The organism is Primorskyibacter flagellatus (assembly GCF_900176485.1).
Classification (GTDB): Bacteria; Pseudomonadota; Alphaproteobacteria; order Rhodobacterales; family Rhodobacteraceae; genus Primorskyibacter; species Primorskyibacter flagellatus.
In genome coordinates this window covers 432,197-447,330 of the sequence record NZ_FWYD01000002.1, presented here as the reverse complement: position 1 = coordinate 447,330, position 15,134 = coordinate 432,197, and the positions used below count along the sequence as shown (strand labels likewise).

Genomic DNA, 15,134 nt, shown 5'->3' with positions numbered 1-15,134 from the left:
AGCCAATTGTTAGGTGTGACCGGGTTCCGGATCAACTGGGTTCGGCGTAAAACACCTTGGTCCCCGGAGTAAGTAAAATGAAGAAGACCACTGTCCTTGCCGCTACTGCCGTAGGCGTCTTGTTGCTTGCCGGCGGGGTTTATTTCGCGACAACCAACGGGTCTGACGATCGCTTTGCGCAGTGCCGTGCCACCCAAGTCGCCGGCGGCGCAGGTCAGATCGGTGGCCCGTTCACTCTGGTCGATGATACGGGTGCGACAGTCAGCGACAAGGATGTGATCACAGAGCCGTCCTTGCTGTATTTCGGGTATACATTCTGCCCGGATGTCTGCCCGCTGGATGTTGCGCGTAACGCCGATGCGGTGGATGTCCTGCAAGAGCGTGGCCAGTCTGTGACGCCGGTGTTCATCTCGATCGACCCCAAGCGCGACACGCCTGAAGTCGTTGGCGAGTTCGCGTCGAACATGCATGAGCGGATGATCGGGCTGACTGGGTCCGAGGAGCAGGTCAAAGCCGCAAGCCAAGCCTACCGCACTTACTACAAGGCGCATGAGGACGGCAGCGACTATTACCTCGTGGATCACTCCACCTTCAGCTACCTGGTCTTGCCGGAATATGGATTTGTCGAATACTTCCGCCGCGATCTTGGCCCCGAGGATATGGCGGACCGGATTGGCTGCTTTGTGAACAACGCCTAATTGCATATGGTTTGACCGCCCCTTGACCTCGGGATAGGTATGTTCGGACAACCTCATATCGTCCGAAGGAGAGTCGAGTGGCAGAACGCAAGCTACAGGATTTGGGAGAGGACAAAAGCCTCCTTCTTCTGGATGATGACGAGGCGTTTCTCAGGCGCTTGGCAAAGGCGATGGAAAAACGTGGGTTTGAGGTTGAGATCGCCGGTTCTGTAGCAGCGGGCAAGGCTATCGCGACTGCGCGACCCCCCGCCTACGCCGTCTGTGATCTGCGGCTTGAGGATGGCAACGGCTTGGATGTGGTCGAGGTGCTGCGCGACAAGCGGCCCGATTGCAAGGTCGTGGTCCTGACCGGCTATGGTGCGATTGCGACGGCGGTGGCCGCGGTGAAGATCGGGGCGACGGACTATCTGTCAAAGCCCGCCGATGCGACCGACATCACAAATGCACTGCTGGCCAATGACGACGATCTGCCACCCCCGCCGGAAAATCCGATGAGTGCGGATCGTGTCCGGTGGGAGCATATCCAGCGTGTCTATGAGCTGTGCGACCGGAATGTCTCGGAAACGGCGCGGCGGCTGAACATGCACCGCCGGACCTTGCAGCGGATCCTCGCAAAACGGTCTCCGCGCTGAACGGGATGTGGTCTGCCGCTTACGGTTACGGCGCGATGGTCAGAGCGCGAAGCGCTTCATGACGCGGGGCGCGACGGGCGCGTCGTCCCAGGTTTTCCAGTCCTCGAAGCCCCGGCTGTCGTAATAGGCCAGGCCGCCAGTATTGTCGGCACGAATGACGGCCGCGATATAGCGGTAGCCAAGCTCTTGCGCGGCGGTTTTGGTTGCGGAAAACAGGGCAGATCCGATGCCTGTACCGTTCAGGCCAATGCGAACGTAGGTGGCAATATCGCAGGTGTCGGGTGGAAGACCCTTATGCGGCTCGATCCACTGAAAGCCAAGCAGACCGGTGTCGTCCTCTGCAACGTGCCACGCGTTGCGCCCGATATGTCGTGCCCGCCAGTCGCACAGATCGCGGGAGGTCACTTCGGTGGTCAAGGCCGTGCTGTCGCCCGCGTGGATCAACGGGTTGAGAATGGCCACCATTCCCGCCTCATCGCCGTCGCGGGCTGCGCGAACAAGCGTCATGTCATCGCCCCGAGCAACGCCGCATGGCGATGCGTGAACTCTGCCCGCGTCACGGCCGGTGGGCGCAGCCGAATGGACAGATCGCGGATCAACCCCGGCTCAGGAGCGCCGAACAGGCGGTCTGCTTCGCTGCGCGAGAAGCCGGCAATCTGAATGGCCTCCATCCACGCGCTGACCTTGTCGGCCTTCTTGATCAGCTTCTTGATCTTCACCGGGATCGTGGCGGGCAGGCCAAAGCGGATATGGATGGCCCCGGCCAACCGTTCGTCCAACGCACCGTAGCCCGGCCCGACGGCAGCCTTTACCGGCGAGATCATGTCCCCGATCACATATTCCGGTGCATCGTGCAGCAGGGCGGCCAACTGCCATTTTGCCGGCTCATCCGGGCAGATGCGGGTGAACAGGGTCTCGACCAGCAGCGAATGTTCGGCGACAGAATAGGCATGCTCGCCGCGCGTCTGGCCGTTCCAGCGGGCGACAAAGGCAAGCCCATGCGCAATGTCCTCGATCTCGATATCGACGGGGGTGGGGTCCAACAAGTCGAGCCTGCGCCCCGATAGCATTCGTTGCCATGCGCGTGGTTGTTTGGCCATCTCGTCTTCCTGATAAATCCGTGGCCCTTGAGTATGACGTCCGGTTTTCTGTGTAAATGCCGGGAACGTCGCGCAGGCCGTCGGAGTTTCCGGGTCCAGAGCCTAATCCAGAGTGACCGGTGTTGTCGCGTAGACAAAATTGCCGTGCAACTTGCCGATCTGGGTATAGTTCAAACCACGAAACGTCCGATTGATCCACTGCGCCTGATCAAGATATTCAAGGATCAGGATCGGCTGCCATCGGTGGATAAGGTGCCACGCGCCTTTCAGCGCCTGTTTCTCATGGCCTTCGACATCCAGTTGCAGGATCGACAGCTTGCGGTCCAGCGGCACGACATAGTCCAGCATCACCGCCTTCACCGGCTCGACGCCGGGGCCGTCCTCGGTCACGAATTTGCTCAGGCCGCCCAATGAACACCCCTCGGCATCGCGGGTTTGAAACAGCACTTCGCCGTCGCGGTTGGACAGCGCGGCATTGGTCAGCGTGACATTCGACAAGCCGTTCAGTGCAACGGTCCGGGTGGCGCAATGATGGTTGGCAGGGTTGGGTTCAAACGCCCATAGCCGCGCTTCAGGGGCCAGAGCGCTGGACAACGCCGGAATGAAGTCGCCGAAAAACGCACCGGCATGGATGATGTCGCCATCACCTGCATGTTTGCGCATGAAGCGCAGCGTGTCGGGCTCATACACCCTGCCGGACAGGACGGCGCGCGATGCGGGGCGCTGCTCCAGCCCGTCCGGGACGCAATAGCGGCCATATTCATTCTGCGGAATCCCGTTCTCGGATACCGAAGCCTGATCGTTTGACATGTTTGAATTCCTGCCCTGACGTGGCCGCGTCACGCGGGCCTTGATCGTCGGAATCCTGATCTACGTTGCCCGAGAAATCAAGGGATGCTAGGGGCGTGGCAAACCTATCGGGAATTTCTGGAGAGCTGGCATGGCCACCGACTATATCGTCAAAGACATCAATCTTGCTGAATACGGGCGCAAGGAACTGAATATCGCCGAAACCGAGATGCCCGGCCTGATGGCGTTGCGCAAGGAATACGGCGAGTCCAAGCCGCTGAAAGGCGCGCGGATCGCGGGCAGCCTGCACATGACCATCCAGACCGCTGTTCTGATCGAAACGCTGGTGGCGCTGGGCGCGGATGTGCGCTGGGCGTCCTGCAACATCTTCTCGACGCAGGATCATGCGGCGGCGGCAATTGCTGAAACCGGCACGCCGGTGTTCGCCATCAAGGGCGAAACGCTGGAGGAATACTGGGACTATGCCGACCGGATCTTCATGTTCGAGGAGGGCGGCGCGAACCTGATCCTTGACGATGGCGGCGATGCGACGCTGTACATTCTGATCGGTGCGCGTGTCGAAGAAGGCGAAGAAGACCTGATCGCGACCCCGACATCCGAGGAAGAGGTCGCCCTGTTTGCCCAGATCCGCAAGCGGATCAAGGAAAGCCCCGGCTGGTTCGTCAAGCAGCGCCACATGCTCAAAGGTGTCAGCGAAGAGACCACGACCGGCGTGCATCGCCTGTACAAGATGATGGAAAAGGGTCACCTGCCTTTCCCGGCGATCAACGTCAATGACAGCGTCACCAAGTCGAAATTCGACAACAAGTATGGCTGCAAGGAATCGCTGGTTGACGGTATCCGCCGCGCCACCGACACGATGATGGCCGGCAAGGTTGCGGTGGTTTGCGGCTACGGCGATGTGGGCAAAGGCTCTGCCGCAAGCCTGCGCGGCGCGGGTGCACGCGTGAAGGTGACAGAGGTCGATCCGATCTGCGCGCTTCAGGCCGCAATGGACGGGTTCGAGGTTGTGTTGCTGGAAGACGAGGTCGCCAAGGCCGATATTTTCATCACCACCACCGGCAACAAGGACGTGATCCGGATCGAGCATATGCGCGAGATGAAGGACATGGCCATCGTCGGCAATATCGGCCACTTCGATAACGAGATCCAGATTGCCAACCTCAAGAACCACAAGTGGACCAACATCAAGGACCAGGTTGATATGATCGAGATGCCCTCGGGCAATCGGATCATCCTGCTGTCCGAGGGCCGTTTGCTGAACCTTGGCAACGCCACCGGCCATCCCTCCTTCGTGATGTCGGCAAGCTTTACCAATCAGGTTCTGGCGCAGATCGAGTTGTGGACAAAGGGCGAGGACTACAAGAACGAAGTATATGTCCTGCCCAAGCATCTGGACGAAAAGGTGGCGCGTCTGCATCTTGACCGGATCGGCGTGAAGTTGACAAAGCTGGATGCCGAGCAGGCCGCCTATATCGGCGTTGGTGCCGATGGTCCGTTCAAGCCGGATCATTACCGTTACTGATCCGGAGCCGCGATTTGTCGTAATTGGGGGACTGTCGCGCATTCGATTTGCGGAACAAGGGTTGCGGGCATTGCCCGTGGCACACGGTTTCAGGCCATCCACCAGGGTGGCCTGCTACTGTTATCCCTTCATACGAATTCGGTTGTTTCGGTGTTCCGGCATCGCAGATCCTCCGGCGCGGCGTCGGGCGAAGCCTGTGGCAGGATCGTCTATCGCCGTTGCATGCTTGGTGGCCACGTGCCTTTGAGCATCAGAGCGCTGTAACAAGCGTGTAAAGGCCCAACCCCGTAGCATATGCCACCGGATCATCTGACGCGGACCCGTTTACCTGTGAGGTGACGTAAGGGTGACTTTCCGCTCAGGGGAAAATCCGCCCGGCTTTGCCATTGTCATACCAACATTTCCCGTTAACCTGTCGCTTGTGCTGAAACTGGGACGAGTCAAGCCAGGCACGAGACCTGACATTATTGGGAGAATATTATGGGACGACGCGACGAATTGATCGAGAAATATGCTGACGATCTGAGGACAAAATGCGGCATGGATCCTGATATGGACCTGCTTCGCAAAGTGACCATTGCCTGCGGACCGGCCATTTACAACGCCGACGCGTCGACAGTGGCGGGAAGCCAGCCGGACGAGCTTGAGACCGTCAAGAAGAACTTTTTGATGAAGAAGCTGGGCTTGCCTGATGGGGCGGAACTGGATGATGCAATCAAGTCTGTGATCGAGACCTACGGGCAGTCCGAGCGCAATAAGTATCGCGCCGTGATCTATTACATGCTGACCAAACATTTCCGCAAGGAAGCCGTCTACGGCTAAGGCCGATTGGGGCATGGCACCATGTCTCCGACCGCGAAACATCACAAGTGAGCTAAATTGTAGCTACTAGACGTTTGCCCCGGGCATATGGTTGGGGTAGTCTCTACTTGTCTGGCTAGTATGGCTGGAACCTAATTCAGTTCGCGTGTGGTGTGTAGGGAGCACGTGGGGTGACGGAGGGTTCTGGCGCTATGTCCGGAACCCTCCGTTTTATTTGTGGTACATTTTTGGTGACCGTTGCCTGTTACATGTGGCATGGGAGTCACCACTTGCGCTGCGCGATCTAAAGTCGCGAAATGATCGTGTTGCATCCGCGCTGGGGGCCGTTGACGCCGAAGCGTCCGATACCCGATGCCGGTGAACATTATTGCCACAGAGCGGCAGGGATCCCTCATGTGGCGACATGACATCTTTAAAATTGCCTCACTGGCGGCAGAAATACCCCTTATCCTGTTGTCGCGGCTTTGATCGCCGCGCGACGTTTTTCTTCAAAAGGCCCCTGTCATGAGCCAGACTCAAAGCCACGTCTTTCCCCGCCACTGTAACGCCAGCCTGCCCACGGCGGTGGGAGGTGACGGCTGCTATCTGATCGATGCTGACGGCAAGCGTTACTTTGACGGATCGGGGGGCGCAGCCGTGTCCTGCCTGGGTCATTCCAATGCGCGCGTCCGCGACGCGATCAAGGCGCAGGTCGATCAGCTGGCCTTTGCGCATACCGGCTTTTTCACCTCTGATCCGGCAGAGCAGCTGGCCGACTTGCTGATTGAAAATGCGCCGGGCGAGTTGGACCGGGTGTATTTCGTCTCGGGCGGTTCCGAGGCCGTGGAAAGTGCGATCAAGTTGGCCCGACAGTATCATGTCGAGAATGGCGAACCTCAGCGGCGGCATCTGATTGCCCGGCGGCAAAGTTATCATGGCAACACCATTGGCGCATTGTCCGCAGGGGGCAACGCATGGCGGCGTCAGCAGTTTGCGCCACTGCTGCTAGACATGAGCCATATCGCGCCCTGCTATGAATATGCCGAAGCCGCCGAAGGCGAAACGCCCGAGGCCTACGGCCAGCGTGTCGCCAATGAACTTGAGGCCGAGATACAGCGGCTTGGCGAAGACAGTGTCATTGCCTTCATCGCGGAACCTGTGGTCGGCGCGACACTGGGCGCGGTGCCGTCGGTGCCGGGCTACTTCAAGCGCGTGCGCGAGATTTGTGACCGCTACGGCGTCTTGCTGATCCTGGATGAGGTGATGTGCGGCATGGGCCGCACCGGGCATCTTTTTGCCTGTGATGCAGATGATGTTGCGCCCGATATTCTGTGTATCGCCAAAGGGCTGGGCGCGGGGTATCAGCCGATTGGCGCGATGCTGTGCTCTCGTGCGATCTACGACACGATCGCCCAAGGTACAGGGTTTTTCCAGCACGGACACACTTATATCGGCCATCCGGTCGCAGCAGCAGCCGGCCTTGCGGTCGTGTCGGAACTGCTGGAGCGTGATCTGGTTCCACAGGTCCAGGCGCGCGGTGCCTATCTGCACTCTGCGCTGACAGCACGGTTCGCCCAGCACGCCCATATTGGTGACATCCGGGGCCGTGGTCTGTTCCGGGGGCTGGAATTTGTCGCGGACCGACAGACAAAGACACCCTTCGATCCGGCCTTGGGCCTTGCGGGCAAGCTCACGAAAGCGGCCTTTGCCGAAGGATTGATCTGCTATCCGATGCCGGGTACGCGGGACGGACGCCATGGTGACCACGTCCTTCTTGCGCCTCCCTTCATCGCAACCGAAACCGAGTTGGACGAAATGGTGGACCGCCTGTCGCGTGCCGTAGACACCGTGATGGCTGGCGTTTGACCCGTGATGATGCGGCGGTGGCGTGAGGTCAGCGCAGGGGACGACGTACGCCGCTCGGGCTGTCGCCCATCGCCCCGCCCGCCATCCCGAAAAAGGTCGTGCAGATTGAAGAGTACCATGAGGGGGCCGCTTTGGCCCAAGGCACTTTGGCCGGGTTGAGCTGAGTTTGAACGCCGAATCGTTCGAGCGTCCATCGTCGCTCTGCGGTAGAAGGCATACCCGGTTTTACGTATTGTGCGCGCCGCAGGCTGTATGGGGGCGGTGTTGAGGAGAGGAAGATCAAAACTCCGAATCCGCGGTTCTGGCTGCAAGCCAATGATACAAATAATAAAATTTATAAACCTCAGATGCTTGTCACGAAAACTTGAGTGCGATGCGCCGTTTCTATTGACTGGCGCCACCGCATCGCGTGGTTTTGTGAGGCAATAAAAAAGAAAATCAGGATCCCGGGAGGAGACCACATGAAAAGATTTCTGATGAGCGCGGCGATTGCGACCGTTTTGACAGCCACGGCGCAAACAGCGGTTGCAGCCTGTGATGATGGCGAGATTGCGATCAAGTTCAGCCATGTCACCAACTCTGACAAGCACCCCAAGGGGATCGCAGCCAGCCTGCTGATGGAACGTGTGAACAACGAGATGGACGGAAAGGCCTGCATGGAGGTCTTCCCGAACTCGACGCTTTATAATGATGATCAGGTCCTGGAAGCGATGCTGCAGGGCGACGTGCAGTTCGCCGCGCCTTCGCTTTCGAAGTTTGAGCAGTTCACAAAGGTGTTCCGGATTTTCGATCTGCCTTTCATGTTCAAGAACATCAATGCCGTGGATGAGTTCCAGAACTCTGAAACAGGGCAGGCAATGAAAGAATCGATGACTCGTCGTGGGTTGGTGGGTCTTGGATTCTGGCATAACGGCATGAAACAGATGTCTGCAAGCAAGCCTTTGATCTTGCCTGCGGATGCGGCCGGGCTGAAATTCCGCGTGCAGCAATCGGACGTGCTTAAGGCGCAATTCGAGGCGCTGGACGCCAGCCCGCAACCCATGGCGTTTTCCGAAGTGTATGGCGCGCTGCAAACCGGTGTGGTCGATGGGCAGGAAAACACCTGGTCGAATATCTATGGGCAGAAGTTCTTTGAGGTGCAGGACGGCACGACCGAGACCAATCACGGAGTGCTTGACTATATGCTCGTGACATCCATCGACTGGTGGGAAGGCCTGCCGGATGACGTCCGTGATCAGCTTGCGACCATCGTTGATGAGGTGACAACGGAACGGAACGCGGCCGTGAATGAAGTCGACATGGAGGCGCGTCAGGCCGTGCTTGATGCGGGCGGTGTCATCCGCGAGTTGGATGAGGATCAGCGCCAGGCCTGGGTTGATGCGATGAAGCCGGTCTGGGAGCAGTTCACGGCGGACGTTGGACAAGAGAACATCGACGCGGCGCAAGAAATCAACGCGAAGCATTGATCTAAATCTAAGCCTTGCCCCCCGCAACTGAATGCCGGGGGCAGGCATCATCAAACGATAGGGGCGGAAAGGGGCCTTTCCGGTCTGCGGCCCTTCGGGGTGGTGGAGCCCGACTCCAACCAGACATAGTTCGGAGGGGAAACATGTCCGCTCACTATCAACCGGAAACGGCGCTTGGCCGTTTCGTGAACGAGATCGAGGAGACCGCGATTGCGCTAATCCTTGGTGTCATGACCATCATCACATTTGTCAACGTCGTGCTGCGCTACGGGTTCAACACCGGGCTGGTCTGGGGGTTGGAGGCCGTGACGTTCCTGTTTGCATGGCTCGTGCTTTTCGGGGTCAGCTACGCCGTAAAGGTGACCGCCCATCTGGGCGTGGATGCGGTGATTAACCTGTTCTCGCCTGCCACCCGCGTTGTTCTGGCGCTGTTCGCCGGTGCGCTTTGTATTATCTACGCTTCGCTGTTGATGAAAGGTGCCTGGGACTATTGGGCCAATTTCGCAAACCTGCCGCAGACCACGGGACGGTGGTTCCCGATCGGGCTGGAAGACATGAAGCGCACATCCTACCGCGGCTGGTACGAGGTGGTGGATATTCGCTTTCCGGAATGGCTTCGCTGGATTGAACCGATCATGAACGAGGGCGAGCATTACGAAAAACTGCCCCGCTTTATCCCCTATGTCATGCTGCCCTTCGGCATGGCGCTGCTTTTGTTTCGGTACATACAAGCCACCATTCGTCTTGCCACGGGCCGCTCCAAAAGCCTGATCGTCAGCCATGAAGCCGAAGACGCCATCGACGACGTCGCGCACATGAATCGCGAGGGCTGATCGACATGGAAGTTGTCTCACTATTCGTCATGGTTATCGGTCTGATGCTGATCGGTGTGCCGATTGCGGTCAGTCTGGGCCTGTCATCCATCGTCTTCCTGCTGGTGCTGAGCGATACATCGCTGGCATCTATCGCACAGACCTTCTTTCAGGCGATGGCCGGGCATTACACGTTGCTGGCGATCCCGTTCTTCATCCTCGCGTCCAGCTTCATGTCCACTGGCGGCGTGGCGAAGCGCATCATCCGGTTTTCCATTGCGATTGTGGGGCACCTGCCCGGCGGGTTGGCCATCGCGGGGGTTTTTGCCTGCATGCTTTTCGCAGCGCTGTCAGGGTCTTCGCCTGCCACTGTGGTCGCCATCGGCTCCATCGTGATCGCGGGCATGCGGCAGGTGGGCTATTCCAAGGATTTTGCCGCCGGTGTCATCGCCAATGCGGGCACGCTGGGCATCCTGATCCCGCCCTCCATCGTGATGGTGGTCTATGCGTCTGCCACTGACGTCTCGGTTGGGCGCATGTTTCTGGCCGGCGTCATTCCGGGGCTGATGGCGGGCTCGATGCTGATGCTGACGATTTTCATCATCGCGGTTGTCAGGAAATTGCCGAAAGGCGAATGGAAGGGCTGGGGAGAAGTGTTTCTTGCCGGGCGCGAAGCGGGGTGGGGTCTGTTCCTGATCGTCATCATCCTTGGCGGCATCTACGGCGGTATCTTCACCCCGACGGAGGCAGCGGCGGTGGCGGCCGTCTACGCCTTCTTCATCGCCAGCTTTGTCTACCGCGACATGGGGCCCCTGTCGCGCCCCGAAGGCCAGCGCAACCTGACCTTGCTGGACAAGCCGATAGCACTGATCACGGTGTTCTTTCATCGCGACACCCGCGATACGCTTTTCGAGGCGGGCAAGCTGACGGTGACGTTGATGTTCATCATCGCCAACGCACTGATCCTGAAACACGTCCTGACGGACGAGCAGATCCCCCAGCAGATCGCCGGCGCGATGCTGTCTGCGGGCTTCGGCGCGGTGATGTTTCTGGTGATCGTCAACGTGATCCTGCTGATCGGCGGGCAGTTCATGGAGCCGTCGGGCCTGATCGTCATCGTCGCACCTTTGGTCTTTCCCATCGCGATTCAACTGGGCATCGACCCCATCCATCTGGGCATCATCATGGTGGTGAACATGGAAATCGGGATGATCACGCCGCCCGTCGGCCTGAACCTGTTCGTCACATCCGGCGTCGCCGGAATGCCGATGATGCGGGTCGTGCGGGCCTCGCTTCCGTTTCTGGCAGTGCTGTTCGTGTTCCTGATCATGGTCACCTATATCCCGATCCTGTCGACATGGTTGCCGACAACCTTCATGGGGCCGGAGATCATCACCAACTAGATGCGACAAACTCGAACACATCATTCGGTTTAAGGATCATATCGGCCTTCTGGCTTTTCGCGCCGAGAGGGCCGATTGGGGCCGGACGTCAACGCAGATATATCGTGTCAAAATAGGCTGATTTCATCGTCTGCTTGGACGAAACTTGCTTTGGAGCGCATGTTGAGCGGCGTGATGCTGAAAGTCCTCAACGGACTGACGGTTGCGCATCTCACTGGAAGGTAAGGAATCGAGTCAGAAAGGCGCGGCCCCTGGACCATATACTGGCAATGTCCGAAGGCAGCGCCACCTGCGAACAAAGCTCTGCCATGGATTTCCCGGCTGCGTGCGTAGTGGGATCTTGCGCGATCATTTTGTCGGCGCATATCAACAATTCCTGCGGATCAAGGTAATACTCGAACAAAGTGTCCGCCGCGACCGCCAGCCTGCTGGATGTGCCGGCGCTGAACGCAACACCCTCGGCGTTGCCCGAATAGCCGGTCACCGATTGCCGGACCCCGCCTTCATGCGCGTCCTGAACCTGCACGCCGTTTTGGGTAATGACAGCGATCCATTTCTCATTGGTTGCGCCGCGGTTGAACTGCCGTACGTCCAGCCCGCTTTTCCAGTCATATTGGTCAGTCCGGTCGGTCAGCTTGGACAGCTTGATCGTGGAATCGTCGCTGGCGCTGGCAAGTCGGCTGGCATCCTCGTTGAAACTCAGGGCATTCACCGGCTGTTGGTGATGAGCCACGATCTTTGAGGCCGCGGTCGTTTTTGCGCCCTTGTCCAGCGTCCAGAGATAGACCCGGCCACTCCAATCACCCGTGGCAATACGAAGCGGGCCTGCCTCCGGGACATTGGCCGACTTAGGCGCTACTGCAAGCGACACGACAGGAGCGCTGTGTTCCAGCGTGTGCAGCGCGCTTCCCATGGTGACGTCCCATAGCCGAACGGTCTTGTCCCAACTGGCGCTTGCCAAGATGTGAACAGCGTCGCTATCGGGCACAAATGCGAGGGCAGAGATTGCGGCATCATGTGCGTAGCGATGTATCAGCTTGCCCGACGATATGTCCCAGACCTTGACCATTTTATCCCAGCCACCGCTGGCCAGCATACCATCCTTGAACGCGAGCGCCGTGACGCCTTCGGCGTGGCTTTCAAGCCGGTGAAGCAGCGCACCAGTGGCGGCATCCCAAAGTGTAAGCTTGCCGTCCCAACCCGCCGTAGCAAGCACGCGGGCATCCTCGCTGAAAGCAAGATGAGTGACGCGAACATCTTGCCGCGGCAAGGCAATACCGTTTGTCGTCCAAGACTTATCGGAAATCGGTGTGACCACCACGGACCCGTCCCGGCCCGCAACCGCTGTGCGGCTGCCATCGGGGGCCACGGAAATGGCCGACACCTCGACCTGTTGTGGCATGACCGCAGACAGTTTCGGGCGGTCCGCAGGATTGGATATGTCATATAAGTCGACATTGCCGCCGGCCACCGCCGCGATGAAAAAGCCGCCGGAGGGGCTGGCTGCAAACTGCCGAACCCTGTCAGCAGCCAATTTGGGTGCGGGTGTTCCGCTGCACTGACGGGCCGTGTCGTCCGGCACATTCCACGTCAGCACCGAGCGGTTTCGATCCAGCGAGATCATGTGCTGCACTGCGGTGCCGCCGTCGCCTGGCGGCGGGAGGAAATGAACGTCGGTCACGGCATGTTTGTGACCTTTCAAGGTTTGCTGCCTCTGCGCAGCCTGCACCGCGCGGTTCAGCGCGCTCTGCGCGGCGGGCAGCACCAGCCCATCATGGGTTTGGGTCACGCAAACGGCCGAGCGCGCCGTGACCATGCTTTGCACCGGGTCCGTGCCCATCAGGCCAAGTGCAGTTAGCGCCTGCTGCCGTGCCCAGGACATGCGTTCGGACATCTTGGCCTCGTGTTCCTTGACCAAAGCATATCCCAGAAACCCCAGCAGCACCGCAGTGACTGCCATCACGATATTGCGGCGCCTGCGGCCTTGGCGTTTTCGCATCGCCTCGCTTGTTTGCACAAACGCCTTGCCGGTTTTGTGGTCTGTGGTCCGCCCGTCAAATCCGCCGCGGTTGAGAAGTTCGACCGCTTGTTCAAGCCGTGATCCGCGCCAGAGATGATCGGCGGGACGCCCGGCCTTGTCCCATGCGACAGAGGCTTGCCTGACCTGTTGTCGCAGCAGAAATTCCGCCCGGTGATCCTCGATCCAACTGCGCAGCGGCTTCCAAGTCCGGAACAGCGACTCATGCGCCACTTCCAGCACCCGTGTGCCACCCTCGGCGCGCGAAACCAGCAGCCGCCGCTCGACAAAACTGTCAAGCAGGTCTTCCACGGGGCGCAATTCCGGCGCATCCCAAGGCACGGGCTGGCGCGCAAACTGGCCGTCATCCGCAAGCCGCACCATTTGCAGAAATGCGATACGCAGCGCGGGTTCCTTGTCGTTCTGGCGGGCGCGGGCAAGGATGGCGTCCGCCTCGCCCGCGATGGCACCATCCAGACCGCCCAAAACCTTATAGGCGTCCAGGGTCAGCAATCCGGCCTGATGACAATCGCGCCACATCAGCCAAAGGGTGAAGGACAGAAGCGGTAGCGCATCGGCCGTGCTGGCATCCTCAAGCAGCCGATCGGCCAGTCCGGGCTCCAACTCTATCGCGCCCAGCTTGGCCGGCGCTTCGATCACCTGCCGCATGCCTTCGACCGCCATGGGGCCAAGCGACAGCGTCTCGAAATCCATGCCAAGCTGCGCGTTCGCGTGCTGAAAGGATTCCAGAAAATCCGACCGCATCGTGACAAAGACGGTGATCGGTGAATCTTCGACATCCAGCGACGCCGCCAGAAGGTTCAGGAAATGCGCAGTCTGGGCATTGGTCCCGAGTTGGCCAAGAAGTTCCTCGAACTGGTCGATAACCACCAGCAGCTGCGCTTCGGGCTGGCCGGCGCTGCGACGCAATTGATAAGCAAAATCGACAAGCGGGGTGGATCCGGGACGCATCGGCGCATCCTCGGGTTCTTGATTGCAGATCCGCCGGAGGTCATCGAGGCTCCAGTCCAGAAATTCAAGCAACGACGCGTTTGCGTCCGAGGGCGGTTCGTGGCGGAGGGCCTCAAGCCTTGCCAGAAGATTGTGAAGGCGTTCGTCTTCCTGTGGCTTTGTCTCTGCTGTCGGGGGATCTGGCTCCATTTGATGCGTCAGCAGCAGGGGCGGTGCTTTGTGCCATGTCTCCAGCCGCCGTTGGATGTTTTCGGGCTTGCGCGCGTCGGGTGTTGCGTTGGGGGCGTAGCGCCGCAACGAATTACTGAGCGATTGAGCCAGTTCCGCAAACGGGTCGCGACCGGGGCGAAACGGATCGACGATCACCCAGTGTTTCGGTTCGCGGCGCAGCCGGGGCAGAATACCGGCGCGCGCGAGCGAGGATTTGCCGCTGCCGGAAGCCCCCAGCACCATGATCAGCCCCGGTGCGCCACGGTCCAGCAATTCAACGCCTGCGCGAACCTCGTTTTCGCGGCCGAAAAATACCGGTGCATGTTCTTCGTGATACGCGTTCAGACCAAGATAGGGCGATGATCTGGGGTCCCAATCGCCAACCGCGCCCAGCAGATCCAGTTCCGACAGCCCGTGCCAGAGCCGCCTGTATCCGTCCTCGGGGTTCGCCCGCAGGTCGATGAACTGCTTTTCGGTGATGATCGAGGGCAGCTTGGCATCCGGCGCCAACGGATCGGCCAGAAGCGCCATGATCGGCTTGCCCTCCATTCGGGCCAGGGCGATCTCGGCAAAGCACCAGTGTGATTGCAGGTAGGATTCCGTGCAGATCGCAATCACAACCCGACAGGCCCGCAGTTTGCGGTAGAGCGTCCTTTCCCAACTGCGTCCCGCAACGATGCCCTTGGTCGGATCAAGATCAAGAAATACGCAGACATGGTTCTGCTGCCGCAGCCGTGCTTCAAGCTGCTTGGCCAGCGCACTGTCGGCAGAACTGTGGCTGATGAAGATCGTGCTCATACGGCGTCTGTTTCAATTTGCCGC

At 59.4% G+C, this 15,134-nt stretch carries 12 protein-coding genes; 8 read left to right on the top strand and 4 right to left on the bottom strand.

Annotated elements, in window-relative coordinates:
- Positions 1-77: 77 nt before the first annotated feature.
- Positions 78-698, top strand: coding sequence for an SCO family protein (locus B8991_RS04970; RefSeq protein ID WP_084350911.1), 621 nt, complete (start codon positions 78-80; stop codon positions 696-698).
- A gap of 77 nt (positions 699-775) precedes the next feature.
- Entirely contained in the window at positions 776-1,330 is a 555-nt protein-coding gene (locus B8991_RS04965) for an ActR/PrrA/RegA family redox response regulator transcription factor (RefSeq protein WP_084350909.1), read from the top strand.
- A gap of 39 nt (positions 1,331-1,369) precedes the next feature.
- Here the strand turns inward: B8991_RS04965 and B8991_RS04960 are convergent, their stop codons facing one another.
- The 3 genes from B8991_RS04960 to B8991_RS04950 all read right to left on the bottom strand — a co-directional run bounded on the left by B8991_RS04960 (position 1,370) and on the right by B8991_RS04950 (position 3,240).
- A complete protein-coding gene (locus B8991_RS04960; RefSeq protein ID WP_084350907.1) occupies positions 1,370-1,837 on the bottom strand; it encodes a GNAT family N-acetyltransferase in 468 nt (155 codons plus the stop codon).
- Positions 1,834-2,430, bottom strand: a complete 597-nt coding sequence (locus B8991_RS04955; RefSeq protein ID WP_084350905.1) for an HD domain-containing protein — start codon at positions 2,428-2,430, stop codon at positions 1,834-1,836. Before B8991_RS04955 ends, B8991_RS04960 begins: the two co-directional genes overlap by 4 nt.
- Positions 2,431-2,532: 102 nt before the next feature.
- Entirely contained in the window at positions 2,533-3,240 is a 708-nt protein-coding gene (locus B8991_RS04950; RefSeq protein ID WP_084350903.1) for an FkbM family methyltransferase, read from the bottom strand.
- Positions 3,241-3,370: 130 nt separating this feature from the next.
- Between B8991_RS04950 and ahcY the strand changes: the two genes are divergently transcribed.
- From ahcY to B8991_RS04920, 6 genes are all read left to right on the top strand, one after another.
- A complete protein-coding gene (gene ahcY / locus B8991_RS04945; protein ID WP_084350901.1) occupies positions 3,371-4,765 on the top strand; it encodes an adenosylhomocysteinase in 1,395 nt (464 codons plus the stop codon).
- 480 nt (positions 4,766-5,245) lie between these two features.
- A complete protein-coding gene (locus tag B8991_RS04940) occupies positions 5,246-5,587 on the top strand; it encodes a DUF2853 family protein (RefSeq protein WP_084350899.1) in 342 nt (113 codons plus the stop codon).
- Positions 5,588-6,091: 504 nt separating this feature from the next.
- A complete protein-coding gene (locus tag B8991_RS04935) occupies positions 6,092-7,432 on the top strand; it encodes an aspartate aminotransferase family protein (protein ID WP_084350897.1) in 1,341 nt (446 codons plus the stop codon).
- 461 nt (positions 7,433-7,893) lie between these two features.
- Positions 7,894-8,898: a DctP family TRAP transporter solute-binding subunit gene (locus tag B8991_RS04930; RefSeq protein WP_084350895.1), complete on the top strand. Its 1,005-nt coding sequence runs from the start codon at positions 7,894-7,896 to the stop codon at positions 8,896-8,898.
- Positions 8,899-9,041: 143 nt separating this feature from the next.
- Entirely contained in the window at positions 9,042-9,731 is a 690-nt protein-coding gene (locus B8991_RS04925) for a TRAP transporter small permease (protein ID WP_084350893.1), read from the top strand.
- A gap of 5 nt (positions 9,732-9,736) precedes the next feature.
- Positions 9,737-11,113, top strand: coding sequence for a TRAP transporter large permease (locus B8991_RS04920; RefSeq protein ID WP_084350891.1), 1,377 nt, complete (start codon positions 9,737-9,739; stop codon positions 11,111-11,113).
- A gap of 211 nt (positions 11,114-11,324) precedes the next feature.
- Here the strand turns inward: B8991_RS04920 and B8991_RS04915 are convergent, their stop codons facing one another.
- Positions 11,325-15,110: an nSTAND1 domain-containing NTPase gene (locus B8991_RS04915; protein WP_084350889.1), complete on the bottom strand. Its 3,786-nt coding sequence runs from the start codon at positions 15,108-15,110 to the stop codon at positions 11,325-11,327.
- Between the last annotated feature and the right edge of the window lie 24 nt (positions 15,111-15,134).

Excerpts from the sequence above, each read along its gene's own strand:
- B8991_RS04970 (WP_084350911.1), top strand. The coding sequence starts at position 78 with ATGAAGAAGACCACTGTCCTTGCCGCTACTGCCGTAGGCGTCTTGTTG.
- B8991_RS04960 (WP_084350907.1), bottom strand. The coding sequence starts at position 1,837 with ATGACGCTTGTTCGCGCAGCCCGCGACGGCGATGAGGCGGGAATGGTG.
- B8991_RS04955 (WP_084350905.1), bottom strand. The coding sequence starts at position 2,430 with ATGGCCAAACAACCACGCGCATGGCAACGAATGCTATCGGGGCGCAGG.
- B8991_RS04950 (WP_084350903.1), bottom strand. The coding sequence starts at position 3,240 with ATGTCAAACGATCAGGCTTCGGTATCCGAGAACGGGATTCCGCAGAAT.
- ahcY (WP_084350901.1), top strand. The coding sequence starts at position 3,371 with ATGGCCACCGACTATATCGTCAAAGACATCAATCTTGCTGAATACGGG.
- B8991_RS04940 (WP_084350899.1), top strand. The coding sequence starts at position 5,246 with ATGGGACGACGCGACGAATTGATCGAGAAATATGCTGACGATCTGAGG.
- B8991_RS04935 (WP_084350897.1), top strand. The coding sequence starts at position 6,092 with ATGAGCCAGACTCAAAGCCACGTCTTTCCCCGCCACTGTAACGCCAGC.
- B8991_RS04930 (WP_084350895.1), top strand. The coding sequence starts at position 7,894 with ATGAAAAGATTTCTGATGAGCGCGGCGATTGCGACCGTTTTGACAGCC.
- B8991_RS04925 (WP_084350893.1), top strand. The coding sequence starts at position 9,042 with ATGTCCGCTCACTATCAACCGGAAACGGCGCTTGGCCGTTTCGTGAAC.
- B8991_RS04920 (WP_084350891.1), top strand. The coding sequence starts at position 9,737 with ATGGAAGTTGTCTCACTATTCGTCATGGTTATCGGTCTGATGCTGATC.
- B8991_RS04915 (WP_084350889.1), bottom strand. The coding sequence starts at position 15,110 with ATGAGCACGATCTTCATCAGCCACAGTTCTGCCGACAGTGCGCTGGCC.